Origin of the sequence: Neofamilia massiliensis, assembly GCF_001299475.1 — a bacterium.
GTDB classification, from domain to species: domain Bacteria; phylum Bacillota; class Clostridia; order Tissierellales; family Peptoniphilaceae; genus Neofamilia; species Neofamilia massiliensis.
Map to the genome: position 1 here is coordinate 814,356 of NZ_CYUJ01000003.1, position 25,469 is coordinate 839,824.

The 25,469-nt window shown below is 35.2% G+C and carries 22 protein-coding genes; 4 read left to right on the forward strand and 18 right to left on the reverse strand.

The features are described from left to right. Window positions 1–123: 123 nt before the first annotated feature. The 8 genes from BN2667_RS08270 to BN2667_RS08305 form a co-directional block, all read right to left on the reverse strand. Window positions 124–516, reverse strand: coding sequence for a RidA family protein (locus BN2667_RS08270; RefSeq protein ID WP_054252851.1), 393 nt, complete (start codon window positions 514–516; stop codon window positions 124–126). Window positions 517–532: 16 nt separating this feature from the next. Continuing rightward, window positions 533–1,504, reverse strand: a complete 972-nt coding sequence (locus tag BN2667_RS08275; protein ID WP_054252852.1) for an ATP-binding protein — start codon at window positions 1,502–1,504, stop codon at window positions 533–535. 2 nt (window positions 1,505–1,506) lie between these two features. After that, window positions 1,507–2,517, reverse strand: a complete 1,011-nt coding sequence (locus BN2667_RS08280) for a DnaD domain protein (protein WP_054252853.1) — start codon at window positions 2,515–2,517, stop codon at window positions 1,507–1,509. Continuing rightward, entirely contained in the window at window positions 2,501–3,091 is a 591-nt protein-coding gene (locus BN2667_RS08285; RefSeq protein ID WP_054252854.1) for a GNAT family N-acetyltransferase, read from the reverse strand. Before BN2667_RS08285 ends, BN2667_RS08280 begins: the two co-directional genes overlap by 17 nt. After that, window positions 3,088–4,428: a replicative DNA helicase gene (dnaB, locus tag BN2667_RS08290; RefSeq protein ID WP_054252855.1), complete on the reverse strand. Its 1,341-nt coding sequence runs from the start codon at window positions 4,426–4,428 to the stop codon at window positions 3,088–3,090. The genes BN2667_RS08285 and dnaB overlap by 4 nt, the downstream gene beginning before the upstream one ends. Window positions 4,429–4,509: 81 nt before the next feature. Then, on the reverse strand, window positions 4,510–4,956 hold the full coding sequence (gene rplI / locus BN2667_RS08295) for a 50S ribosomal protein L9 (protein WP_054252856.1): 447 nt from the start codon (window positions 4,954–4,956) through the stop codon (window positions 4,510–4,512). Continuing rightward, the gene (locus BN2667_RS08300) at window positions 4,928–6,940 is read right to left on the reverse strand and encodes a DHH family phosphoesterase (protein WP_054252857.1); all 2,013 of its coding nucleotides are present in this window, start codon (window positions 6,938–6,940) and stop codon (window positions 4,928–4,930) included. Before BN2667_RS08300 ends, rplI begins: the two co-directional genes overlap by 29 nt. Window position 6,941: 1 nt before the next feature. Continuing rightward, window positions 6,942–7,880, reverse strand: a complete 939-nt coding sequence (locus tag BN2667_RS08305; RefSeq protein WP_054252858.1) for a DUF2232 domain-containing protein — start codon at window positions 7,878–7,880, stop codon at window positions 6,942–6,944. A gap of 226 nt (window positions 7,881–8,106) precedes the next feature. On the opposite strand from BN2667_RS08305, the gene BN2667_RS08310 reads away from it, so the two are divergent. The 4 genes from BN2667_RS08310 to BN2667_RS09475 all read left to right on the forward strand — a co-directional run bounded on the left by BN2667_RS08310 (window position 8,107) and on the right by BN2667_RS09475 (window position 16,551). Beyond that, window positions 8,107–8,610, forward strand: a complete 504-nt coding sequence (locus tag BN2667_RS08310) for a ferritin (protein ID WP_054252859.1) — start codon at window positions 8,107–8,109, stop codon at window positions 8,608–8,610. A gap of 128 nt (window positions 8,611–8,738) precedes the next feature. After that, complete coding sequence (locus BN2667_RS08315; protein ID WP_054252860.1) at window positions 8,739–9,656, forward strand: YihY/virulence factor BrkB family protein; 918 nt, start codon at window positions 8,739–8,741, stop codon at window positions 9,654–9,656. Between the two features lie 188 nt (window positions 9,657–9,844). After that, a complete protein-coding gene (locus BN2667_RS08320) occupies window positions 9,845–14,380 on the forward strand; it encodes an S-layer homology domain-containing protein (RefSeq protein ID WP_054252861.1) in 4,536 nt (1,511 codons plus the stop codon). A gap of 17 nt (window positions 14,381–14,397) precedes the next feature. Continuing rightward, a complete protein-coding gene (locus tag BN2667_RS09475; protein ID WP_075967913.1) occupies window positions 14,398–16,551 on the forward strand; it encodes an S-layer homology domain-containing protein in 2,154 nt (717 codons plus the stop codon). Between the two features lie 84 nt (window positions 16,552–16,635). On the opposite strand, the gene BN2667_RS08330 is transcribed toward BN2667_RS09475, so the two are convergent. The 10 genes from BN2667_RS08330 to BN2667_RS08375 all read right to left on the reverse strand — a co-directional run bounded on the left by BN2667_RS08330 (window position 16,636) and on the right by BN2667_RS08375 (window position 25,467). Continuing rightward, window positions 16,636–17,928, reverse strand: a complete 1,293-nt coding sequence (locus BN2667_RS08330; protein ID WP_162200282.1) for a sensor histidine kinase — start codon at window positions 17,926–17,928, stop codon at window positions 16,636–16,638. Window positions 17,929–18,061: 133 nt separating this feature from the next. Beyond that, window positions 18,062–18,748, reverse strand: coding sequence for a response regulator transcription factor (locus tag BN2667_RS08335; RefSeq protein ID WP_054252863.1), 687 nt, complete (start codon window positions 18,746–18,748; stop codon window positions 18,062–18,064). Between the two features lie 55 nt (window positions 18,749–18,803). Then, a complete protein-coding gene (locus BN2667_RS08340; protein ID WP_202903570.1) occupies window positions 18,804–19,673 on the reverse strand; it encodes an undecaprenyl-diphosphate phosphatase in 870 nt (289 codons plus the stop codon). Continuing rightward, complete coding sequence (locus BN2667_RS08345) at window positions 19,673–20,536, reverse strand: YitT family protein (protein WP_054252865.1); 864 nt, start codon at window positions 20,534–20,536, stop codon at window positions 19,673–19,675. The genes BN2667_RS08340 and BN2667_RS08345 overlap by 1 nt, the downstream gene beginning before the upstream one ends. A 9-nt stretch (window positions 20,537–20,545) precedes the next feature. Continuing rightward, window positions 20,546–20,800 carry a hypothetical protein gene (locus tag BN2667_RS08350; RefSeq protein WP_054252866.1) on the reverse strand — a complete coding sequence of 85 codons (255 nt, stop codon included), beginning with the start codon at window positions 20,798–20,800 and terminating at the stop codon, window positions 20,546–20,548. 462 nt (window positions 20,801–21,262) lie between these two features. Beyond that, window positions 21,263–21,910 (reverse strand): DUF1847 domain-containing protein, encoded by a 648-nt coding sequence (locus BN2667_RS08355; protein WP_054252867.1) that lies wholly within the window; start codon window positions 21,908–21,910, stop codon window positions 21,263–21,265. 9 nt (window positions 21,911–21,919) lie between these two features. Beyond that, a complete protein-coding gene (locus BN2667_RS08360; protein ID WP_054252868.1) occupies window positions 21,920–22,594 on the reverse strand; it encodes a 5'-methylthioadenosine/adenosylhomocysteine nucleosidase in 675 nt (224 codons plus the stop codon). Window positions 22,595–22,727: 133 nt separating this feature from the next. After that, a complete protein-coding gene (locus BN2667_RS08365) occupies window positions 22,728–23,483 on the reverse strand; it encodes a gamma-glutamyl-gamma-aminobutyrate hydrolase family protein (protein ID WP_054252869.1) in 756 nt (251 codons plus the stop codon). 103 nt (window positions 23,484–23,586) lie between these two features. Further along, window positions 23,587–24,780 carry a sensor histidine kinase gene (locus BN2667_RS08370; protein ID WP_054252870.1) on the reverse strand — a complete coding sequence of 398 codons (1,194 nt, stop codon included), beginning with the start codon at window positions 24,778–24,780 and terminating at the stop codon, window positions 23,587–23,589. A gap of 3 nt (window positions 24,781–24,783) precedes the next feature. After that, complete coding sequence (locus BN2667_RS08375) at window positions 24,784–25,467, reverse strand: response regulator transcription factor (protein WP_054252871.1); 684 nt, start codon at window positions 25,465–25,467, stop codon at window positions 24,784–24,786. Between the last annotated feature and the right edge of the window lie 2 nt (window positions 25,468–25,469).

The following is a 25,469-nucleotide window of genomic DNA, read 5'->3' on the forward strand; positions in this document are numbered from 1 at the left end:
TATTTCCAATGCTTATAATATAATAGTTTATAAGTTTTGTAAAGGGTTCTTTGTGATTATTTTAAATTTTTCTTCTTTTTATTTAAAAAGAGCCTGATTTTGTGGCTCTAGTTTTTCTGGTTTTTATTTTTTGTCTTTTTTTAGTTCTGCTATGGCTTCGATTTCTACTTTGTAGCCGTTGTGTAGGGGCAATACTGGGATTATGGTTCTGGCTGGTTTGTGTTTGCCCATAAAGTTTTTGTAGATTTGGTTTATTTGGTACCAGTCGTTGCCGTCTGCTACTAGGATTGTTACTTTTAGGATGTCGTCTATGTCTGCTCCTGTTGATTCTAGGGCTGCTTTTAGGTTTTTCAGTACTTGTCTAAATTGTGTTTCTAGGTCTCCTGTTATTATTTTTCCGCTTTTGTAGTCTACTGGGACTTGGCCTGAGATGTAGACTATGCCTGCTTCTGATACTACTGCTGGGGTGAAGTGGCCTGCTGGGTTCTGGGTGTCTTTTATTTGTACTAGTTTCATTTTTTCCTCCTGTTTTTTAGTATCCTTTCCACCTTAGGTCTGTGCCTATAAATTCGTATATGTCAAAGCGATCTAAGATCCTTGAGTAGACTCTGTCTGTGTAGATTTTTGATATGTCTCCTGGGCTTAGGTTTGTGGAGATTATCATCTTTTTCTGACCTAGGTTTCTGGTGTTTATTAGGTTAAAGATTTCTGCTGTTGAGAAGGCGTTTGGCACTTCTGTTCCTAGGTCGTCTATGATTAGTAAGTCTGCTTCTAGGAGATAATCGTAGTTTTTCTTGGCCTGGTCCATATTTTCTGCCTTTGAAAATTTGTAGTCGCTTATTAAATCCATAAGCCTGTGGGCTGTTTGATAAATTACTGTGTAGCCTAGGTCTAAAATTTCTTTTGCTATACAGTTGGTCATATAGGTTTTTCCTAGGCCTGTTGTTCCATAGAAGAGCAGATTGTATTCTTCTGGGTCGTCAAAGTTTCTGATAAATTTTTGGGCTCCTTTTACTACTTCTTTTATGTTTTCTCTCGGGCTTAGGTCTTCGCCTTCTGGGATTTCATCTGAAAATACGTCTAGGTCAAAGTTTTGAAAGTTTTCTTTTTCTAAAATCTTGTCTAGGTTTGACATTTTATAAGTTTCTTTTACTAGTCTTTGGCTAAAGCAGGTGCAGGGCTCTGAGCCTATAAAACCTGTGTCCTTGCATTTTTCACATTCATAAACTGGGTCTAAATAGTCTTCTGGATAGCCGTTTGATATTAAGAGTTTTATTTTTGAAAGCCTGTAGTCTTCTAGCTGGTCGTGAAAGTCGCAAGTCTTTCCTAAGGCTAGGTCTTTGGCGACTTTTAGCATAAAGGCCTTTTCGTCCTTGGCTACTCTTTTTAGAAGTGGAATTTCTTTATAGAGTCTTTCTTCTTTGTCTCTTTTTATTCTATTTAGCCTGTCTTGTTTGTCTCTGTATTCATTTAGGATTTTTTCGTAAATGTTTACTTGGGTCATTGTTATCTACGCCTTTTTCTTATGGTTTTTGCCAGTTCGTTTAGTTCATCTTCTGTGTAGTCCTTGGATTGGCCTTGGAAGTTGTTAAAGTTATTGGATGCACCTGGCTTGTAGGTTGCCTTTGGCTTCACGTCTTTTTCTTCTATGTCTGCACTTGTTTTTATACCCATCTTTCTCCACTTTGTTAGTATTGAGTTTACGTAGTTTATTGATGGTTTTTGAATGTTTGCTGTTCTTTTTATAGCCTGGTCTATTAGGTCTTCTTCGTAATTAAACTGGTCGTACCAGGAGTTTATAAGTTCTATTTCTGGTTCTGATACTGCCCTGTATTGGAGGCCAAGTTTTCTTAGGACCTGGTTTTTGCGGACGTATTTTTCGTCTGATTTTTTTATTTCTTCTTCTATTTCTTCTATGGTTGAAAGTCCCTTGTCGTACCAAGATACTACTACTGCTCTTACGTAGTTTACTGAAATTTTTTTCTTTTTTTCTGTGCAGTATTCAAAGGCCAGGCTTATCATGTCTGGTCCCATATTGTAGTTAGTGATCCAAGATAGGATCTCCATTTTTTCTGTTGGTGTTGTAGTCCTTCTCATATGGTAGTCAACTTCGTTAAACATAGATCTTATTTGGTCTGATTCCATTTGGGCCACTAGGTTGTCTGTTGGGCTTGGGTCTGGAATTCTTGCTTGAGGGCCCATATTTTCTATATAGTAGTTTCTCATTGATAGGAATTCTATGTCATAGGTCCCGTCTACTTTTATGTATTTTTTTATTAGGCCTTCTGCTTCCCAGTAGGTCCAAGCTGCTTCTACGTCTGCTAGGTGGAGGCCAAGGTTTGTGGCTAGGATTTCGTTTGTTAGTTCAAAGTCGCTTTGAGAGTCCTTGTGTTTAAAGGCATACAAATAAACCTTTACAAAGTCTCCGTCTGCTACTGGCATAAAGTCCTCTATAAAGATGTTTTCTATTTTTGTTGTTCCTAGGTCTATTTCTGTTTTTTCAGTTGTGAATTTCAAAGTTAAAATCCTCTTTTCTCAGTTCCATTTTGTAGACGTAGTTGTATAGGATCTTTCCCTTTTCTACAAAGGCGGCCTTGTGGTCTAGGTAGTCTTTGGATGATTTGTCTATACTAAAGTTTGGATAAGGTTCAATGTGTTCTGATACTTTTTTAAAGCCTATTTTTTCGTATACTTTTAGGGCCCTGTCGTTGTAGGCTGCTACTAGGAGTTTCATCTTTCTCATGCCCTTGTCATTGAAGTAGTAGTCTAAAAATTTTTTTAAAACTTTTGTACCAAAGCCCATGCCTACTAGACTTGGGTTTAGGACTAGGCCTAGGGTTGAGGACCTAGTTAGAAAGTTTATGTTTTTGTTGCCTAAAAATCCTATTACTTCTTCTGCATAGATTATTGCATAGTAGGAGTTAAATGGTGACAGGGTCTTTGCCATTAAAAAGTCCTTGCAATCTTCTTCTGTTCTAAAGTTAAAGTTGTAGTCTTGAAAAAGGGGAGACTTGTGCCTGCCCCAAGACCTCATTTTTAGGACGTGGTTTAGTTTTAGGGGTTCAAAGTATATATATTCTTCCCTTATCACTGGTCAGTTCCTCTAGCCATATTGACAAATTTTGTGTATTGGCCTAGGAAGGTTAGTTCTACTACTCCTGTTGGGCCGTTTCTGTGCTTTGCTATTATTACTTCTCCTATGTTTCTCTTTTCGGTTTCTGGATTGTAGTATTCGTCTCTGTATAAGAATAATACTACGTCTGCGTCTTGTTCAATGGCTCCAGATTCACGAAGGTCTGAAAGGATAGGTCTTTTGTCTTGTCTAACTTCTGTGGCCCTTGATAGTTGGGATAGGGCTATTACTGGAATATCTAGTTCTTTGGCTATGGCCTTTAGGTTTCTAGATATGGCTGAAATTTCTTGGGTCCTGTTTTCGTTTCTGCCTCCCATTTCCATTAGTTGGAGGTAGTCAATTACTATTAGGTCTAGACCTTCTTTGGCTTTTAGTTTTCTAGCCTTGGCCTTTAGTTCTAGGGGAGTAATTCCCGCTGTATCGTCTATAGATATGTTAAATTGTCTAAGGGCTGAAATTCCTTCTAAAAGTCTCGGCATTTCTTCTGATTCTAGTTTTCCCGAGATTATTTTTTGCAAATCAACGTGAGACATTGCCGACATCATTCTTTGGGCCAGTTGGTTTTGGCTCATTTCTAGAGAAAATACTGCAACCTTTTTTCCTGCTGCTGCTGCATTTAGGGCAAAGTTTACCATTAAGGCTGTCTTTCCCATTGATGGCCTAGCTGCAAGTAAAACTAAGTCTGACTTTTGAAAACCTGATAGTTTATTGTCTAGGTCTATAAATCCTGAGGTTACTCCTGTTAGGCTATCATCAGAGTCCATTCTCTTTTCTAAAATATCAAAGGTGTCTATTAATACTTCTTTTAATGGGTTTAGGCCCTTGGAGTGAAGGTCCTGGCTGATGTCAAAAATTCCTTTTTCTGCAAACTCTAAAACAGTGCCTACTTCTTCAGAGTCTTCGTAGGCATAGTCTAAGGTCCTTGCACTTGCTTCTATTAGCTGTCTAAGGATGGACTTGTCTTTTATTATTTGTAGGTAGTATTCAATGTTTAGGGTTGTTACTACTTGGTTTGATAGGTCTCCTAGGTAGGCTACTCCGCCAATTTCTTCAAGTTTTCCCATTTTTCTTAGCTCTTCCATGGTTGTAAGGAGATCTATTGGCGCTGATTTTGTAGACAGGCTGACCATGGCCCTAAAAATTTCTCCGTGGATTGGATTATAAAAGTCTTCTGCCCTAATTAGTTCTAAGGCTGTGTCTATTTGGTCTCCTGCTCTAAGTAAAATACCAAGAACATTTTGTTCTGCTTCATTTGAATATGGGGGAATTCTGCCTAGGGTTGTTTTTTCAGCCATTTTTTTACCTTTACTTTCTATAGATAGACATAGAGAATAGTACCTGCCTATTCTCTATGCTAATTTTCCTCTTTTTCGATTTTACTTTGTTTCTATATTGACCTTTAATGTTGCTAGAACTTCTGGATAAACTCTTACTGGAACTTCGTGTAGGCCAGCTGTTTTTATAGGTTCTTTTAGTTCGATTTTCTTTCTATCAATTGAAAGTTTTTCTTCTTTTAAAAGTTCCTTAGAAATTTCTGCATTTGTTATTGAACCGAAAAGTTTTCCAGTTTCTCCACCCTTTGCACTTAAATTTAAAGTGATGGATTCTAGTTTTTCTTTTAGTTCTTGGGCGCCTTCAAAGGCTATTCTTTCTTCTTCTTCAAGTTTTTTCTGTTCTTCCTTCCAGTTTTCTACATTTTCTGGAGTAGCTTCAATTGCTATATTTCTTGGTAGAAGGTAGTTTCTTGCGTAGCCGTCTTTGGCGTCTACCATTTCTCCTGCTTTTCCTAGGTTTTTATAGTCCTTCAGTAATATTATTTTCATCTTCTTTTTCCTCTCCTTTTAAATCTTCATAATATTCATCTATTGCTTTTACAAGCATGTCGTAGGCTTTTTCTAAACTTGTGTTCTTTAGCTGAGTTGCCGCCGATGTTAAATGGCCGCCTCCGCCTAATTTTTCTAAAATTAGTTGGACTGATATGTCACCTGATGACCTACCAGAAATGTGGACCATGTCATCTTTTAGTGTTAGAACAAAAGATGCGCTAATGCCTACTATATTAAGTAGGGAATCTGCTGCCTTGGCTGCTATTAAAATGTTTGAGTCAACATCTTCGTCTAGGGTAGCTATGGCAATTTCTTCCCTAATTATATCTGCGTCGTGGATAACTCTGGCCCTTAGCCTTACTGTATCCATATCTTCGTTAAAGAGTTTGTTTACCCTTGTTGGATCTGCTCCATGGCGGCGAAGTACTGATGCTGCCTCAAAGGTCCTAACTCCTGTTTGGAAGGTAAAGTTTTTAGTATCAACTACTATACCTGCCATCATCGCCTCTGCTTCAAACTGGCCGATTTCTAAATTCTTTTCCATATATTCTAGAGTTTCTGTAACTAGCTCTGCAGTTGATGAGGCATAGGGTTCAATATAGGATAAGACGTAGTTTTCTATGGCGTCGTTACCCTTTCTATGGTGGTCTATTATTACCACCTTGTCTATTATATCAAATAATCTTGGTTCTTCTGTGAGTAAATGTTTGTGGTTGTCTAAACATATTAGTAGAGAAGTTGTTTTATTGGCATTTTCTAGGGCTTCTTCTGACTTTATAACTTTTTCAAAAAGCTCTGGACTTTGTTTTTCTAGCTGGTCCATAATTATTTTTATAGATGGATTTACTTCGTTTAAGACGATATAGCCAGGTTTTCCTAGTCTAGTAACTGATCCTAGCATTCCAATAGCTGAGCCAATAGCGTCCATGTCGGCGTTTTTGTGGCCCATAATGTAGACGTCATTTGCTTCTTCAATTAGGTTCTTTAGTGAGTTTCCAATAACTCTGGCCCTAACTCTGTTTCTCTTTTCCTTGGCCTGGGTTTTTCCACCAAAGAACTCGTGGCCATCCTTAGTTATTAAAACAACTTGGTCTCCGCCACGGCCTAGGGCTAGGTCTACTGCAACCCTTGATTCTTCGTAGGATTCTGGAATAGACTCTAGGGCCTTGGAAATTCCAATTGACAGGGTAATTGTCGACTCGTTTTGGATGCCAATTTCTCTAACCTGGTCTAAAATCGAAAACTTGTCCCTGACCATTTTGTCTAAGGATACGTTGTTAAAGGCTACCAGGTACTTGTCATCATCGTATTTTCTAACAATACCGCCGTTTCCTGTAAAGTAGGCCATAATTATTTTTTCTATGTCTGCTGCAATTACTGACTTTATATAGCCTTTTTTCCCAAGGCCAATTTCGTCGTAGTTGTCAATATAAACATGGGCAAAGCCCACCCTGCTGTCCTTGTATTTTGTTCTAAGACTGTCAAATTCTGTGTTGTCTACAAAGTAAAATACGTAGAGGATGGTTCCATCTGATTTTTTTACCTTGTTTTTGTAGATGACATAGTTTTTTTCTTCTAATTTTATTTCACTTTGCTTGTCTTCCAAAACATCTTTGAAAGAAAATCCTTCAAGAGCCTGGTCAATTTCCATACCTACAACCTGTTGTTCACCTATTAGTTTTAAAAGGCTAGGATTGTACCAGTCAATGTTTCCATTTTCCTTTGTTAAAACCAGGGGAAAGGGCATATTAAAAATTGAGTCTTGGGCTGCTGAGTCTAAATTTTCGCAAAGCTTCATTATACTTTCGTTTTCTTTTGATTCTAGTTCTTCATAGCGGTAGACTATTTCAAAAACTATTAGGACTGCTAAAACCAGGCCTAAAATTCCCATAACGTCGTTTAAGACAAATAAGACTATTACCATTAGAACTAAGAATAAAATAGTTAACTTGTATTTGCTTAAGTGTTTTAATCTGTCCAAGTTACTTCCCTCCTACTATTTTTATTCTTCTAAATTGTACCAGGGTGTCAATAATTCCAACTAAGGCTACTACAATAGAAAGAGGCGCAACAAAAATTACCAAAACTGTAATTAAAATTCTAAAAAACCTAGGCATTTTAGTTTTTATAAGCAGGCTAGTAAGTAGGGCTAGACCGTCTACAAAAAACAAAAATCCAAAGACCACTAGGACATTAAAATAAATTGGCCTATAAAGGTCTGAACCAAGGTTCTTCATCATTAGCGGAATAAAAATTCCCACTCCAAAGGCGACAATTAAGGCCCTAGGCATTTGTAAATAGCCAAAGTATGGTGGTTGAGGAATTAAAATTCCCTTTAAAAGTAGCTTTCTTCCTACTGAATTATAATTTATATAGACTATAACTGCTAAGATTACTAAATATAAACTAGGCATAACCATAAGCATAATGTTGTAAGCTTCTTTTACATTTTTTTCTAGTTGTGAAAATTCTAAGGCAGTTAGCCCCTCTTTCATCATGTCAAGCTGGGCCTTCATTAGGCTGTCAATAGCAGCTGTAATGTCTATTGGATTAGCCCTTAAAAGCCCTAGCTGAAAGGCTGTCATTGAAAGAGCCAAAACTATTAAAACTGAAAGATATATAAAAACATAGGATTTTCTGTTTGTAATTCCATAGTGGAAGGTCAAAACCATTGGTGCAAAAATGAAAAATAAAGCCAGGCCAGACATTAGTGATGAAAACAAGGATAAAACTAAACTTGTCACAAACATTACTAGTAGAGATTCTCTAATGCCTAATCTAATAGAGCTTTCCATAAAAATTCCTGGATAAATAAACATTATAAGCACTGGACTAATGGTAAAACCTAAAAATCCAATTAATAAGCTTAGGAAAAGTAATTTTAAAAGTTCATTTACTTTTTCTTTGTTTTTTATTTCCAAAATATTTCCTCCATGATATTATATCTTACCATAAAACTATTTTATATTCATCACTTATATAAATATAAAAATGAACTTTAGTAGAGGCTTATAAAATTTTTTAAAAGCAAATAGCGTAGACTAAACTTATCAAAATTTATTAACTAACTTGTTTAGCTTTAAGGCTTTAGGGTAATATTAAGATGCGAGCAAAATCAGTAATTATTATTTTGGAGGTATATATATAATGAAAGAATTAAAACTTAGCAAAAAATTAGAAAAAGCACTTAATGAACAAATTACCCTAGAATTACAATCTGCTTATATCTATAACGGTATGAGACTATATTTTAAATCTCTAGGAATGCCAGGAGCAACTAACTGGATGACTTTCCAAACAAGAGAAGAAGAACACCATGCTGAAGACTTTATAGACTTTATTTTAGATATGGACGGCGATGTAGAACTTGGAGATCTAAAAAAAGTAACTACAAAATACGACAGCATCTTAGACGTATTTGAAAAGGGTCTTGCCCACGAAAAAGAAATTTCAGCTTCAATTCTAAGTATTTTAGATCTAGCAATTGAAGAAAAAAATTATGCAGCTGAAAACTTCTTAAGACACTATGTTGACGAACAAATCGAAGAAGAAGACCACTTTAGAGGATATGTTGACCTTGTTAAAATGGCTGGAGACAACGAAGCTGCTTTATTTAAGGTAGATTCTATTCTAGGTAAAAGAGACCACTAATTTATAAATTTAAGGGCGTCTACTTAGGCGTCCTTTTTTAATTGTTAGAAGGATTTTAAAATTAGACTTGCAAGTTTTCCATCCTTTCTATATTCTTATATAAGTAAAAAAATTTTTAGGAGCTGACTATGGAAGAAAAAGCCTATGAGCATTCTTTTTTTATAAATACATTTTTAAGACTGGGAAATAAGGTTAACGACCTTAGGATAATGGACCGAGCAGCAATTGTAACCTATTATATCTTACTATCCCTAGGTCCCTTTATAATGCTTTTGTTCTCACTTTTTACCTATCTACTAGCAGATAATGTAGATGTGATAATAGATTTTGCAAACAACTTTTATGAAGGAGCTGACCTAATAATCGACCCAATTCTTGCCTATCTATCAGACTCAAGGTCTACACTTTTTACAGTTATTGGTGTTTTTGCTGCACTTTTTTCATCATCAAAGGCAGCCAAACACACAATTAGAGCCTTAGAAGATATATTTTCAATTAAGAAAACCACTGGCATAAAGAGAATTGTTTCATCCTACGGCTATGCAATTTTATTTACCCTAGCCTTGGCCCTGGCTTTAATTACCTTTTTTGTATTTTTCGTCTCAGGTGACCCAATAGCAAATATTGTCTATTACTTTTTATCTTACGACCTAAATAGATTATTTTTGTGGAGATTTATGAAAAACTTCTTCCCAATAATATTTTTAGTAGTATTTGTAACTGCAATCTTTAAGGCCTTGTCAGAAATTGGCAACAAAGATGACGAAAGTAAAAAGATAAACTTCTTCGAAGCCCTATTAGGAGCAGGTTTTGTATCTCTAGGATGGATCCTAGGATCAATTGCCTTTAGCTTTTATATAAACAACTTCTCATCATCAAACGCAGTCTACGGCGCCCTAGGTTCAATAATGGTAATAATGCTTTGGTTTTATTTCCTAATCTTTATGCTCCTTTTAGGTGCAGCCCTAATAGTAGCCTACACAGAAGAGAAAAAACACAGCGGCAAACCAGAAATCGAAAAGAAATTCATAAAAAAAGAAAACTAGCTATTCATTTTTTTGATAGCTAGTTTTTTATTTTAAAAAATATTGTCTAAAAGACGCAAAAAATCTTATTTTGTATCAAAATAGTAACATTATTATTAACTTTTTTGATATAATATAGTCAAGTTATAAGTTTAGTTTTCTTTGAAAATAAACAAGTAATAAATTTTAGAGAAAAGAGGTTAAATATCGTGGTTAGAAAAAAATTGACAAAGCAGACAAAAGGCCTAGTATTTTTACTAATTTTAATGCTTTTAGTATTTACTAATGGTAAAAATGCTTTTGCTGCACCAACAACTGTTAATACATTTGCTGAGCTAAAAGAAGCAATAGCAGATCCAAGTGTAACAGAGATTATTGTTGGTGGTGATATCACTATAGACAAAACTTTACAAATATCAAGAGATATTAAAATTTCTGGTGGAACATTATCTGCTGGAGATTTAAAAATGGATTCTGCAATAGAATCGAATATGTTTTATGTTTTTGGTGAAAAAACATTAACTTTAGAAAATATTACTCTTGATGGAGCTAATAAGGCTAGAATTATTTTTGCAGATAAGGCAACTGTTAAGATGACAAATGTTACTGCAAAAAATGGTTCAACCCATAGTTTTGCTCAAACTGCAGGAAGCGATCAAAACTATTCAGGTGGGGCAATTCGTGCTATTAATGGAGCTGTCCTGAACATAAAAGACGGAAGCTTTGAAAATAACAACACTGGATCACCAACAGATAATTTAGCCACCGACCGATCAGCTGAAGGTGGAGCTATTAAAATAGAGGACTCTGAATTAATTATTGATGGCACAACTTTTAAAGACAATCACCTAGATGGAAAGGAAACAAGAGGCGGTCGTCAAGGTGGATCTATCGAAGCCACAAATACAAAAGCTACCATTAACAATGCGACCTTTAATATAGTTGGCCCCTTTAATACAGGCGGTGCAATTAAATTCGAAGATTGCGGCGAAGCAAGAGTTACAGGTTCAACATTTACAATTGCAGATGGTAAAGGTGAATTTGGTGTTGCAGGTGGTGCAATCACATCTGAAGGATCAAATCTAACAATTAATGATTCAAAATTTTTCGCAGGAAAAGGTACTCGTGTTCAGGAAGCTGGTGGACTTATCCAAGTCGTAGAAACAGGAAGTTTTAATCTAATAGATTCTACTCTTGAAGGAGCTGGTGCTTCTTGGAACGCTGGCAAATATACTGCAAATACAGGTGGAGCTATATCTTTTTATGATGATTGCGAAATGACAGCAAATATCACAGGTACAACTATTAAAAACGTTATGGCCGATGGTACTGGAGCAGGTATTGCTTTATCAAAAGGCAATGGCCATTCATCAAGCGTAAATCTAACTTTAAAAAATACAACTATTGAAAACGCAGCTGCATATACTTGGCAAGGCAATTCTTATGGCGGCTGTATGTATATAGGAGAAGGTAACACCGTTAAAATTGAAGGAGGCAAAATTTCTGGTCAAACTACTTCAAACGTTGCAGCTGGTATTTACAATATGGGCGACCTAGAAATTACAGGCGGAGCTCAAATAACTGGCAACACTGCCTACCAAATGGTTGGTGGTATTTATCACGGTGGAAGTAGATTAAAAATTGATGAAGCCACAATTTCTGGCAATCAAAAAGGTGATAATTCTACTGGACACAATCACTATATAGAAGGCAAAGAAAAAAGTGGTATCAATATATATGCTGATAAAGACGTTATCATAACTCCAAGAGCTACATTTGATGATAATGATGTCAGAGTTTTTGATAGACAATCAAGCATATTATTGACAGGGGCTTTAACAAATAAGATAAATGTTTCAATAAGTGAAGAAAAAAAGACAACAGATTCAACAAATGCAAATATTAAAGTTTTTGAAGAAGATCAACATAGAAAAGTTGGATATGTAGTTGCAAATGGCACAGATGGATATACTCCGACATATTTAGACGCACAAAAACTTCATTACGACTCTAACGATACTAGTCAAGCAATAGCAGCAGCGGATAAGCACGATGGAATTGGTGAATGGGACTTTGTATTAAATCCAAAGACTAAACAAGTTGTTCTTGGTCAAAGGGTAAAGCTAACCTTAGATGCAAATGGAGCGTCTAATACTCCTGCTGAATTTAAAAATGTTAGTCCAGACCGAGATGATGTGAATGGTATATTAACTAAGTTACCATCTACTGATATAAAAGAAGATATTTATGACATCTATGAACCAGGACCAAAATTAGCTATCTTGGATCCAATACCAGTTAGAAAAGGTTATGCTTTTACAGGTTGGTATAAAGAATCGAGTGTAAGTGATAACGCACCTGATAAAGGTAAAGATGGTAAAACACTTGTTGAAGAGCTTGACTTGGTAAAGGGATTCCCTACAATGAGTACATTATCCTTCCGTTCTAACTCTAATTTTGAAGAAACTAATGAAACTGACATCACTACAATAATTAATCCGCCTGAATATAAACTTTATGCTGGCTGGGAAAAAGTTATTTTGGTTGAAAAAGTTTGGGATGATGAATACAATAAGTATGGCAACCGTCCAGAAAGTGTTAAAGTTGAGCTACTTTCAAGAGGTAGATCTGTAGCAGACCCAATAGAACTCACTGCTGAAAATGACTGGAAGGGCGAATTTAAAAATATTAGGCCATCGAAGTTTGAATATACAGTAAAAGAAAATCCAAAAAAATCACCTGGCTATGAAGAGGGAGTTGTAAGTGGGAATTATAAAGATGGATTTAAAATTACAAATAAAACTGAGTTTATTGATATAGAAGGAAGCAAAACTTGGGACCACACAGGAAATAGTGGAACAATACCTACTGAAGTAACAGTAAATTTATATGAAAATGGAAATGCTACTGGTAAATCTCAAACAGGCGCTTCATGGAAATTTGAAAAACTTCCAAAATATAAAAATAAACAAGAAGTAAATTACACCTTAAAAGAAAATCCAGTAGAAAATTACACTTCAGCTAAGGGTAAAGGCGAATATGACTTTAAAAACACTTATACAGATAAGTATAAAGTAACTTATGAGTTTGTAAGCGGAACAGAAGATAAAACTTTACCGAAAGAAGTAACAAATTTAGTTCCAGCTGAAGAAAAAGATAAGAAAAATGGCACAAAAGTAACACCATCTACAAGCTCATTTGCAGATGTTACAACAGAAGATGGCACATGGAAATTTAATGGTTGGGAACCAACAGAACAAATAATAAATGGTGCCGATGTAAAATTTGTTGGTACTTGGACTTTTAAAGAAAAGAAATCAGACTTCACAATTACAAAAACTGTTGACAAAACAACTTATGAAAAAGCTGGCGAAGTTTTAACTTATACAGTTACTGTTAAGAATACTGGAGAAAAAGATTTAACAGGATTAATTATTTCAGATGATAAAACTACATTTGAAAATCCTACTTTTAATTTAACTTTAAAAGAAAAAACAAAAACTTTCACCTACAAGTACACTGTTACTGAAGCTGATGTTAAAGCAAAGAAAGTTACAAACACAGCAAGTGTTAAACTTGAAGAAGATGGAGAGCCTAAAGAAGCTTCAACAACTAGCACTCTAATTGAAAAGAATTCTGACTTTACTGTTACAAAAACTGTTGACAAAGCAACTTACGAAAAATCTGGCGAAGAATTAACTTACACTGTTACAGTAAAAAATACTGGCGAAAAGAAGTTAACTGGATTAAAAATTACAGACAATTTAGTAACATTAACTGAAGATGCTTTTGATTTAGATGTAAATGCAAAAAAAACTTTTAACTATAAGTACACTGTTACTGAAAATGATATTAAAGCAAAATCAATTTTAAATGTTGCTACAGTAAAGGACGTAGTTAATAATAAAGAAGTAAGTGCAAAGGCAACTAGTAAGCTAAGAGAATCTCAACCTGAACCACAGCCTCCTATTACTCCAGAATATCCTGACTACAGTCCTCTACTTCCATTTATCTTTGGTTCTGGAGATTCTTATACTCCTAGCGAAAAGATAATTTTAAACAAGGACGATCACAAGGCTTATATGTTTGGTTATCCTGATTGGACTTTCCGTCCTAATAATAATATGACTAGGGCTGAGGTTACTACAATGTTTGCTAGACTTTTAAAGAACTACCCTTCTACAGATCGTAAGTACAATCTACCTTATGGAGATGTTTTTGAAAGTGACTGGTACTATCCTGCTGTTGGTTTTATGACAGAAAACGGCATAATCAAAGGCTACGAAGATGGAACATTTAGGCCAAACTCTCCTATAACAAGGGCAGAGTTTGCTACTATTGCTTCTAAGTTTGAAGAACTAGTTGGCATTGAAGACAGAAGTTTCGATGACGTTCCTTTAGATCACTGGGCCTTAGTCTATATTAATTCAGCCTATGCAAGAGGATGGGTTAAGGGCTATGAAGACGGCAGCTTTAGACCTGATAGAAATATTACTAGGGCTGAAGTTGTTACTGTCACTAACAAGATGCTAAACAGATATGCTGATGAAGACTTTGTTATAACTCATAAGTATGAGCTAATAGATTTTAAAGACTTAGACCAAAGTCACTGGGCTTATTTCAATATTATGGAAGCAACCCACGGCCACGACTATACAAGAAAATCTAACAAGATAGACGAGTTATGGCACAGACTAAACGGCGAAGCTTTTATATTCCCAGAGTTAAGTTATGAAGATAGATAATATTTAAGGAGAAAATCATGAAGAGAAAAATATGTCTCTTACTGGCAGTAATTATGCTCTTAGGAGTCATGCCAGTAAATGTATTTGCACAAGAACCAGAACCAAATGTTACCCTTGTTGGTCAGTGGATAAATGATTCTTCAAAAAAAGAAGATACCCCAAAACACTATGAACTTACAGATAAGATAGGATATCCTTTGTATAACAGCGGTTTGTTAAGAGGATTAGCAAAACAATTTTTGGGCTGGTCAGATAAGGCACTTGTTGCCAATGGAGTTTTAGCAGAAGGTGCAAAATTATTTTCACCAGAAGATACAATTGCAGATGTTTTTGGAAGCTCTATACCAAAATATGCTAAAATTTATGCAGTTTATTATGAAATAAATAAGCCTTATGGTGATCCTTTTCCACAAGATCCACTTTCACAACTAGCTTTAGGTGCAATTTTAGAAAATTTAAAAGAAAGAATTAATAGTAATACAGTTCTGATTAACAATAGTGTAAAACCTGAAAACATCTTAAAAGATACTAAAAATAATAAGGTAGATGACGCTAAAGATGAATTAAAAATTATTGATGATTACAAAAAAACTGATGATGACAAAACTATAAATGAAGTTGTTTTATCATCTGAATTTGAAATGGACTGGGTTGTTGCAATGCTTGCTTATAGAAATATAGCTGGAAGCAATGCAATTAGACCAATTTTAAGTTATGATTATCAAGAAAGATATGAGCAAAATAACTTTCCAACTGACGAAGGAAAAGATGCTGAATACACTTATGTTGACTTAAACATGGACTTTGGAGAAGATGAAGGGCTTGTAGTTCCTGATCAATTATTTTTAGAGTTCAAGAGCTACTCATGGAGACCACTTTATGCCTTTGGTATCAAAGATGATGGCTCAAAAGATGTTTTAAATAATCTAGACGATTATAAAACTTTAGTAAGTAACAGTGATCCTATAACGAAATTCAGTGTTAATACTAAGTATAAATCTGCAGATGGTGAAGATAAAAATTATAGAAAGATTACTGTTAGAGTTGTATTAAGACAATGGAATCCAAATGATAAGGATACAAATCGTGGTTTTACAGGAGAAAGAATTCCAGAATTTTCTATTCCAAAGGGACCTGAAGGAACTGTAGCAAGTGAAATTTTATCAAATATGACTTTAAGAGTTTTAGGTTCTGCTGATGGTATTGAAAATAAAAATATTGTAAGAATAACAGATGCAAAAGCTAAAGCACTTGCAGACGGAGACGCTAAAGAAAGTATAGAAATAAAAGGCTCTATACAAGGACATGTATTTGCATCAGCTGGAACAGTAAATTGGGGAAAATTATCAGTTCCATTAAGTAGTGATTTAGCAATTAAAGAAAGTGAAGCTGAAAAAGTGCTTAAACTATCCTACGTTCACAAAAAACCAGATCCAAAACCAGATCCAAAACCACAACCAGAAGAAGCAAAAGAAAACTATGTTCCATATTTTCTAATTTTTGGAAATAATGAAGAGCCTAAGACTGAAGATCACATTGCCTACATTTATGGCTATGAGGACCAAACTGTTAGAGCAGAAAGCAACCTTACTCGTGCTGAGGCTGCTGCTATGGTTACTAGACTGGCTAAGTTAGATGTGTCTAACAAGACTATGCCAGCTTACAAGGACCTAGAAGAAAATGCCTGGTATTTAGGAAATATTAATGCTGCTTTAAAGGCTGGCATGATTGATGATATTGACGGCTACCTAAGACCTAACGAAAAGATTACTAGGGCTGAGTTTGCTAAGATGATTGCTGCTATTGATAAGGACAACGACCATGTTTCTAACTTCCCTGACATTAAGGGCCACAAGTACGAAAGAGAAATTAACAAGATCGATGGCAACAAGAGAATTCAAGGTTTTGAAGATGGTACTTTTAGACCGGATGACTTTTTAACTAGGGCTGAAGCTGCTACTTTCTTAAATAGAATTTTCAATAGACTTGCTGATGAAATTTCTATTGAAAACTTTAGGTATTCTATTATCGACTTTAAGGACCTAAGCCAGTCTGACTGGTTCTACTATGAAATTGTCGAAGCTTCTAATTCTCATGAATTTATTAGAAGAAACAAGACTGACAAGTACGACAGAGTTTATGAAAACTGGACTAAGCTTTTAAACTTTTAGCTTTTAGTCTTTAGTGAAATATTTTAAAAAAAGAAAACTAGCTATTGAAATTTGATAGCTAGTTTTTTTCTACATATTTTTATTTTAAGATATTTTTGGGGCTATGAAATAAAATCTTGAGCCTTTGCCTTCTTCTGATTCTACTCCGTATTCGAAGCCGTGTTTTTTTAGGATTACTCTTACTATGTGAAGGCCTAGGCCTGTTCCCACTACGTTTCTTATGTGGTTGTGGTGGTCGGTGTAGTATCTTTCCCAGATTTTTTCTTGGTCTTTTTTTGATATTCCTCTACCGTGGTCTATGACTGAGTAGGTGATTTTTTCTTCGTCTTCTTCGATTTTAAAGATGATCTTCTTATCTGGGCCTACAAAGCTTACTGCGTTTGAGGCAAAGTTGTAGAGGACTTGGTAGATCATTTGTCTGTCTGCTTCTATCCAGCCTTCTGAGTTTCCGTCTATTATAAATTCGTAGGCTTGTTTTTGGCTTAGGACGTCTAGTCTTGAGATTATGTCTTCTGTCATTTCTTTTAGGGAAACTTCTTCTAGGTTTAGTTCGTCCATTTGCATTTCTAGTTTTGAGACGTTTAGGATTGAGTTTACCATTTCTGTTAGCCTGTCTGTTTCTGAGATTATTGTGTCTAGGTTTTGGTTTCTAAGTTCTTCGTCCTCTCCTGTTATGTCCTTGATCATTTCTGAGTAGGATTTTATTACTGTTAGGGGAGTTTTTAGGTCGTGGGAGACGTTGGCTACTATTGATACTCTCATTTCTTCCATTTTCGATAGTTCTTCTGTTACGAAGTTTAATGTATCTGCCAGCTGGTCTGTTTCAAATACTCCTGATTTTTTAAAGTCTATGTCGTATTTGCCTAGGGCCAGTTCTTTGGCTGTCTTGTTTAGGGCAAGGACTGGGGCCGACAGTTTTTTTGATATAAAGTATGACACTATCATACCTATTAGTAGGACTATTCCTATTATATATGGAAACTGCCTTCTCATTATTTGGACTGTAGAGTCTATTGGCTCTACTAATGAAACTATCATTAGATAAAGGTCTGTGCCTCCACTTTCTGTGCCTAAATAAGATGCGTAGATAAAGGTTTGGTATCTTTCGTCTAGGATTTTTAGGGGGAATAGTTTGTGGGATCCTTCGATTTTTGGAACTTCTGCAAGGATTGCACTTATTAACTCCTTGTTGTAGGAGGTTGAATAAAATATTCCCATCCAGGCGTTTGGAAAAATTACGTTGCCTTTGCCGTCTACTATTTGGATCCTGTTTGTGGAGTCGCTTGATAGTTTTCTAAGGGATTCTTCTATGGATTTTCCTTCTATATAGTCGTTGGTTATCTGCCTGCCTTTTTCTTCTAGGTCGGCGATTTTCATATTTTTGTAAAAGGCTGTTAGAAATACGTTTTGAAAAAGCCAGATTATAAGTAATATGATGACAATATAAAAGGCGAAGTATTTCCAAATACGATTTAGAATACTTCCCTTTACCATTTCTGATTTAATTTTTTTATCTTTCTTCTGGATTTTCGGAATCAAATTTATAGCCAACTCCTCTTACTGTGATTATAAATTTTCTATATTGGCCAATTGTGTTTCTCAGCATTTTTATGTGGGTGTCTACTGTTCTGTCGTCGCCGAAAAAGTCGTAGCCCCAAACTGAGCTTAGAAGCTGGTCTCTTGATAGGGCCTTGCCTTCGTTTTGGATAAAGTAGGTTAGAAGCTCAAATTCTTTTGGTGTTGCTGAAACTTGTTTGCCATCTACGTAGATTACATGGCCTTCTAGGTCTATTTCTAGGCCTTCTTTTTTCCAGCTCTTGTTTGGTTTTCTTTCGTTTGAGTTTCTCTTTATGGCTACTTTTACTCTGGCCATTAGTTCTTTTGGAGAAAATGGCTTTACTACATAGTCGTCTATGCCAATTTCAAAACCAAATAACTTGTCGTATTCTTCTCCTCTAGAAGATAGCATTATTACTGGTATGTCTTTTATTTTAGCTATTTCTTGGTGAGCTGAGTATCCGTCTAAGTTAGGCATCATTATGTCCATGATTATACAGTCATAGTCGTTTTCTTTTGCTAGTTCTATTGCTTTTAGGCCGTCTTCTGCTGTATCAACTTCATAGCCTTCGTATTTTGCATATGTTTTTATGACGTCTCTTATTCTCTCTTCGTCGTCTACTACTAAAATTTTACTCATTTTTTTCACCTCTTATTTTGATTCTATTATTCTTTTGTGAAATTCAAATGTTTAATCAATGAATAAATATAAAGACCAAAATACCTACTATAATCCTGTATATTCCAAAGGCTACAAAGTCATGGGACTTAATAAAGTTCATAAAGGTTTTTATAACAAATTCTGCTACTAAATAGGATAAAATTGATCCTAGAAGAATTAATAGCCACTGACTATTAGTAAAAGAAGTCCCAAGCTTAAATATTTTTAAAACTGTTGCTCCTAGCATAGTAGGAATGGCTAGGAAGAAAGAGAATTCTGCTGCAACTGTCCTTGAGGCTCCTGTCATTAAACCTCCAATTATTGTCGCTGCTGAACGAGATGTTCCTGGAATCATAGCCAGACATTGGAAAAATCCAATTTTTATTGCCTGGGCTGGAGTCAAGTCTCCTAGTTTTTCTGCAGTAATATTTTTGTCTTTTCTCTTTTCAATTAAAATTATTACTATCCCCCAAAAGATTAGGGCAGTTGCTACAACTTTTGGGCTAAATAGATACTTATCTATAATATCGTCAAAAAGTAAACCTAAAACCATGGCTGGCAAAAATCCTAGGACTACCTTGATCCAAAGTCTCATTGTTGGTTTGTGGTAGTTTTTAAATCTAAATTTTGCCTTGTTGGAAAATGTTAGGTGTTCATAATCTTTCATATCTGTATTAAAAGAAATTTTTCCAAGGTCCCAAGGGTTTAGTTTGTAAAAATATTGGCGGATTACTGCACAAATTGCCCCTAGTTGGATTATTACATTAAAGGCGTTGGAAAAGGCCTCTGGTTCTAATTTTACAAATTCATTTACTAAAATTAAGTGTCCTGTTGAGGATACTGGTAAAAATTCAGTTATCCCTTCTACAAAGGACAATATTATTACTTTTATTATTTCGCTCATTATCCTAAATCCCTAAAGCCGTTTCCTTTAACTTCACTTGAATCAGTTATTGTTAGGAAGGCTTCTTCATCTATTTCTGCCATTATCTCTCTAATTCTTGCTATTTGTCTAGAAGAAACTACTGTAAAGACCATTTTTATTGGTTCTTTAGAAAAGGCTCCTTCTGCATGAATAAGGGTTACGCCCCTGTTTAGTCTTTGATAAATGGCCTCTGTTATTTCTGCATGCTTTCTTGTTACTATCATTACATTTTTTCTTTCGCCAATTCCTAGCATTATTTTATCTGCTATTGTAAATAAAATGTATTGGGAAACTATTGTGTAAAGGGAAATTTCTACTCCATAAATAAAGGCAGATGAAATTAATATAACTCCATCTATTAATTTATTTAGGCTAGTAACTGAAATGTTAAAGGCCTTTCTAGTTATAGCGCCAATAACGTCAAAGCCAAGAGTTGATGATCCTACCCTATAGACCATACCTGCTCCTATACCACGAACAACTCCTGAAAATATTGAATTTAACATTAAATCGTTAATTTGAAGAATGTGAATATAGGGAGCTGTTAGGGTTTGAACAATTGTAAATACTATTACTGATAAAAATGAATACAGGGTAAATCTTAAATTAAATTTCTTTAAGGCTAGAAGTACCATTGGTATGTTCATTATAAAATATGCTATCCCTGATTTTATGCCTAGCGAATATTCTGCCATTAAGGCAAGGCCACTAACCCCTCCAGATATTAGGCCTGAAGGCATCGAGAAAAAGTTTTGGCCTAAGGCCAGTAGGGCTGAGCCAATTGTAACTGGAAGAATAAGATTTTTCACATCTTCACTTTTAAATAGTTCACTGCTTTTCATTTTCCACTCCTAATCTAAAATACTAATAAAGCCCTCAACAAAGACTTGGGGATATGAAAAAAGTTTTTCCTCTCCATTAAAGTCTATATAGATAAGGTCATTTTCAATTTTTATCATTTTGCCATGACCAAATTTTTTGTGGTAAAGCTTTGATTCTTTTGAAAGATTTGCTAGTAGTTTTTCTCTCTGGTCTTTAGAAAAAACTAGTCTTTCATTTGTTTTTCTTTTACTTAAGTCTTTGAAAATTAAAATAGAGTTTTCCAATATTTGATCTTTAAGCTCCTTTATTCTAACATAAAACAAATAATAAATAACTTGTATTGGACTTTTTTTACGAAAATTTTATTTATTAGCTTTTTTAACAATTATCCACAGTTATCAACAGTTTTCCCCAGATTTTCAGGCTCCAAATTTTTAAGCTTTTTATATCTTTCTTTTTTACTTTTCTTTTTCTTGAATAAATTTATTTATTCTTAGAAGTTCTTTGAGCTTAAAACTAGTAATATTCTCGCTTACACGCTTTTTTGCAAAGAACTTTTCATAATTTAAAATTTTCCATTTTTTTAAGAATTTCTTTAAGGCTTGGTCTTTCAAGGTTTTGGGGATAAAGTAAGAAGCCTGTGGATAAGTCAGAGCTTTTGGGGATAAGTGTTTTTGTCCCTAATTTTACACAGTTTTAGCAAATAATACTGTTGAAAAGTCTTAGGCTTTTCTTTCATAAAATTTTTAGCTGTCTTCTTCTTTTTTATCTGTTGGAGGATAAAGTTTGTCCTTATAGTATTTGTCTGCTTGGTAAAGGGCTGCTACTGGATTGTGACAAAGGACTCTGTCTTTGACTCCTATTACTGTTACTAGGGCTTTTGAGTGTTTTAAAAATAGAGAGTCGTGGCCAACACAAAGGCCTAAAAGTAAGTTGTAGTCTGTTTCTTGGGAATTTAAAAATTCTGCCTGACCAATTGGGTTACACATTACTTCTCTAGTGTCTGGCTTTAGGTAGTCAGATTTTTCTAGGCCCATAAAAGATTTTTCTATTGAGCCGTTTTTACACATTACTGAACTTACTGTAAAGCCGTTTTTTGTTAAAATGTCTGCAAGGATTTTTCCCTCTTCCATTAGGCCGCCACAAAAGGCCAGGCCAACTTTTTTAACTTCCATTTTTTTAAAAAACATAATTGTTTCTTCTACTCTAGTTAGCCTGCCGTAGCCTTCTTTTTCTGTCTTTGCTGCATGGTAGGCGACTTTTCCATCAAGAGGATCCTTGTACATTTTCTTTATTTCTTCGAGCTTTTCTCCTTCTAGGGTTGGGCAAGTCTTTGGGTAGTCTTCTCCGTCTGTTCTACATGTAGTTTTTTTACATTGGGCACAGTAGTACATTTTTCCCTCCTAAAGTCTTTCTACTAGGTTTAAAACTATTTTTGCTGAGTGGTCTGAGGCTGCTACTTTAAATTCGTCGTAGGTCATTGAGCCACCGTCATCTGCTAGGTCTGAAATTGTCCTAACTACAATAAATGGCAGGTCATTAATAAAGGCAGTATTTGCTATTGCTGCTCCTTCCATTTCTACACAAAGGGCTGAGTAGTCGTTGAGAAGTTGGTCTTTTTTCTTTGAGTCTTCGACAAAAAGGTCTCCTGTTACTATTGTCCCTGTTATTTGGTGGATGTTTTCATCTCTGGCAATTTCTTCAGCAATTTTTACTGCTCTCTCGTCTGCATAAAAGTATTCTTGGTAGGGAAAATAGTTTTTTAATATATTGTGGTCAAAGTCGTGGAAGGTAAGTTTGTCTCCTATTACTAGAGATAAAACTTGTAAACGACTGTCTAGACCACCTGCTATTCCTGTATTTATAATAAAGTCAGGCTTAAAGTTGTCTATCATAATTTGACTTGATAGGGCTGAGTTCACCTTGCCTATTGAACATTCTGTTACAACTAGGTTTTTATTTTTATAGGTCCCTTGATAATAAGTAAAACCTGAAATTTTTTCTTCTTTTACATTTTCCATATGGGCTAAAATCATCTTTACTTCTGATTCCATGGCCCCTAAAATTCCATATTTCATCTTAATCTCCTCGTCTAATTTTTAAAATATATCTTTAACAATATCTTATATCAAAGATGGCCACTTATCAATAAAATAACTGGCTTAAAAAAGAAAAAAGCAAGAAATTTAATCTTTCCTGCTTTCTTAGTTTTTACTTGCACTTATTTATAAAATAAGAAAAAAGTTTTTCTTGGTCCTCATCTTTTATTCCCAGCATTTCTGGATGCCACTGAGTTGCTATAATAAATCTTTCGTTTAAGTCTTCGTATTCCATAGCTTCGATTATGCCATCATCTGCCTGGCCACTTAGGATAAAGCCTGAAGGAAGATCAGCTGCTGCTTGGTGGTGGAAGGAGTTTACAAAAATTCTCTTTTTTCCTAAGATTTCATAAAAAATTGAATCTTCTTTTAGGCTAACTTCATGGCTATAGGCCCAGCTGTAATTGCTATTTAAACTGTGGTCATCATAGCCTTCACCTGCTGATGGAATATCTAAAATTAATTTCCCAGCAAAGTAAACTGTTAAAAGTTGCATGCCCCTACATATTCCAAATATTGGCTTATTAGTCTCCTTGTAGAAATAATCTAAAAGGTCCATTTCATACTGGTCTCTTTCTGGAGAAATCTTTCCAAGGTTTTTTATTGGTCTTTGGCCTGCTAAAAGTGGGTCTAAGTCTGCTCCTCCTGTTAGAACAAGGCCGTCAATTAAATCAGCTACATCTTTTAAATATTCTTTGTCTGCATTTATTGGAATAATTAGTGGGATGCCGCCTGCCTTAATAATTACTTGGGCAAAGTCATTGGCTACAGCTGTCCAAGCCTGGCCCCTAGCTCCAACTCCTTGGTCAGAGAAAAATTTATCGTCTTTTAAAAAGTTTCCTGTTAGTCCTATTAGTGGTTTTTTCATAAGCCCTCCTTAAAGTTTCTAAATTAATTTTAAAGTAATCTTTCTTAAAAAACAAGAAAAAAGCCATGTTAGTTCCCAGCTTCTAAAATTTGTATTTTTATCTTTAAGAAAATTTTATTTGAAAGCCATTTTCATTGTAGGAGACTTGCCAGTTGTGGATTTGGCAAATTCTCTTTACGTTGGCTAAGCCTAGGCCTCTGTTTGTTTCTCCTGTCCTAGAGTCTTCTCCTGTTACCATAGGTTCAAAGATGGTCTCCCACATGTCTTTGGGAATTTCCTTGCCTGTGTCTTTAATAAATAGGGTCTTGTCCTTAAAGGATATGTTTATTTGTACTGGTTTTTCTTGGTGGTCTATGGTGTTTTGGAGAATATTTTGCAAAAGTCTGTCTACTAGGTCTGGATCAAAGTCCTGGTAAAAACTTTCTTGGTCGTCAAAGTCTATATTTATCAAAACTCCTGCATCTGAAAAGTAGGCATAGGTATCTCCTATATACCTTCTTATGGTCTCGAGGATGTCTCCCCTTCTTAACTCATAAGATTTTTTACTTCCTAGGGAGGCAAAGTTCATAAGCCCGTCTAGTCTCGATTTTAATGTATAGGCCGACTTTTGAATTTTTTCATAATAGGCTCGTTCTTGGTCCTTTGGAATAAGGCCATCTTCTAGGGCTTGGTTGTAGCCAATAATTGCAGTTAGTGGAGTCTTCATATCGTGGGCCAGGCCCCTAAAAAGCCTGTCTTTTTCTTCTAGCTCTTCCATATAGGCTCTTTTTTGTTCTGCTTGAAAAAACCTGCCTAGTTTTTTTATTAATAGGTAGGTTCCTAAAATATAAATTCCTAAAAAAGTTAGGGCTAACAAAGCTACAGTTAGGTTGCCACCTGGAATGACGGAATTTATATTTATTGTTGGATTTAAGGATACATTGGTCTTAGGAAAAAATAATAGAAGCTTGTTCCCTGTACTTGTATCGTAGGAAAATAGGCTTGTGTCAGTGTTTTCGTAATTACTGTAGCCGAGGATTTGAAAAAGGTCTATTCTTCCACTAAGATCCTTGTTAAAGGACTTTAAAATATTGCCATCCGAGTCAACTAATAGTCCGTAGCCCTGTATTTTATTTAAGCCTTCCCAGTCTATTTCTTGGTAGTCTAGGTTTTTGGATTTTGGAAGAGTCTCTGCAATTTTTGTCCCCTTGCCTAGATAAAAATTTAGGGCAAAAAATCCAATAAAGATGGTCAGAGAAAAAATCATATAAACTAGTATAAAACTCAGGGTCTTTTTAAAGGTCTTGGAATTTGTCATAGTCTAGTACCTTTCCATAGTATAGCCAATGCCTCTTATGGTCTTTATTATTTTTGGGTTTTTAGGGTCTACTTCAATTTTTTCCCTAAGCTTGGATATGTGGACCATAATTGTGTTGTCGGCGTAAATATAAGGCTCTTCCCAAATATCTTCATAGATTTCCTGCTTGGTAAAGACCTTGCCTGGTTTTTCTATAAATTTCTTTAAAAGCAGGTACTCCTTAACTGTCAAGTCTAGTCTCTCCCCGTCCTTGTAGATATACCTATTTTCCCTGTCTAAGGTTAAATTGCCATTTTTAATTTGGCAGTTTTCAGTTTGACCTTGAGGCCAGCGTCTAAGAACGGCCATAACTCTAGCAACTAGCTCACTTGGATCAAAGGGCTTTTCCATATAGTCATCTCCGCCAAGATTTAGGCCTAGGATTTTATCTTCTACCTTTGTTCTAGCTGATAGAAAGATTATAGGAAAGGACCTATCTTTCCCTAACTTTCTAATAAGCTGGAAGCCGTCAACCCTAGGCATCATAATGTCTAGGACCATAAGTGAAATTTGCTCCTGGTCTAAAATGTCTAAGGCCTCTTGGCCATCTGCAGCCTCTAGAACTTCAAAGCCTGAATTATTTAAGTAAAGTTTCATTATGTCCCTAATGTCTGCTTGATCGTCAACTAGTAAAATTTTTTTCTCCATAA

Bases quoted from the DNA above. Each gene is read 5' to 3' on its own strand.
- BN2667_RS08275 (WP_054252852.1), bottom strand. From the start codon at position 1,504: ATGACCCAAGTAAACATTTACGAAAAAATCCTAAATGAATACAGAGAC.
- BN2667_RS08315 (WP_054252860.1), top strand. From the start codon at position 8,739: ATGGAAGAAAAAGCCTATGAGCATTCTTTTTTTATAAATACATTTTTA.
- BN2667_RS08345 (WP_054252865.1), bottom strand. From the start codon at position 20,536: ATGAAAAGCAGTGAACTATTTAAAAGTGAAGATGTGAAAAATCTTATT.
- BN2667_RS08310 (WP_054252859.1), top strand. From the start codon at position 8,107: ATGAAAGAATTAAAACTTAGCAAAAAATTAGAAAAAGCACTTAATGAA.
- BN2667_RS08340 (WP_202903570.1), bottom strand. From the start codon at position 19,673: ATGAGCGAAATAATAAAAGTAATAATATTGTCCTTTGTAGAAGGGATA.
- dnaB (WP_054252855.1), bottom strand. From the start codon at position 4,428: ATGGCTGAAAAAACAACCCTAGGCAGAATTCCCCCATATTCAAATGAA.
- BN2667_RS08270 (WP_054252851.1), bottom strand. From the start codon at position 516: ATGAAACTAGTACAAATAAAAGACACCCAGAACCCAGCAGGCCACTTC.
- rplI (WP_054252856.1), bottom strand. From the start codon at position 4,956: ATGAAAATAATATTACTGAAGGACTATAAAAACCTAGGAAAAGCAGGA.
- BN2667_RS08355 (WP_054252867.1), bottom strand. From the start codon at position 21,910: ATGTACTACTGTGCCCAATGTAAAAAAACTACATGTAGAACAGACGGA.
- BN2667_RS08335 (WP_054252863.1), bottom strand. From the start codon at position 18,748: ATGAGTAAAATTTTAGTAGTAGACGACGAAGAGAGAATAAGAGACGTC.
- BN2667_RS08370 (WP_054252870.1), bottom strand. From the start codon at position 24,780: ATGACAAATTCCAAGACCTTTAAAAAGACCCTGAGTTTTATACTAGTT.
- BN2667_RS08365 (WP_054252869.1), bottom strand. From the start codon at position 23,483: ATGAAAAAACCACTAATAGGACTAACAGGAAACTTTTTAAAAGACGAT.
- BN2667_RS08330 (WP_162200282.1), bottom strand. From the start codon at position 17,928: ATGAAAATCGCCGACCTAGAAGAAAAAGGCAGGCAGATAACCAACGAC.
- BN2667_RS08360 (WP_054252868.1), bottom strand. From the start codon at position 22,594: ATGAAATATGGAATTTTAGGGGCCATGGAATCAGAAGTAAAGATGATT.
- BN2667_RS09475 (WP_075967913.1), top strand. From the start codon at position 14,398: ATGAAGAGAAAAATATGTCTCTTACTGGCAGTAATTATGCTCTTAGGA.
- BN2667_RS08375 (WP_054252871.1), bottom strand. From the start codon at position 25,467: ATGGAGAAAAAAATTTTACTAGTTGACGATCAAGCAGACATTAGGGAC.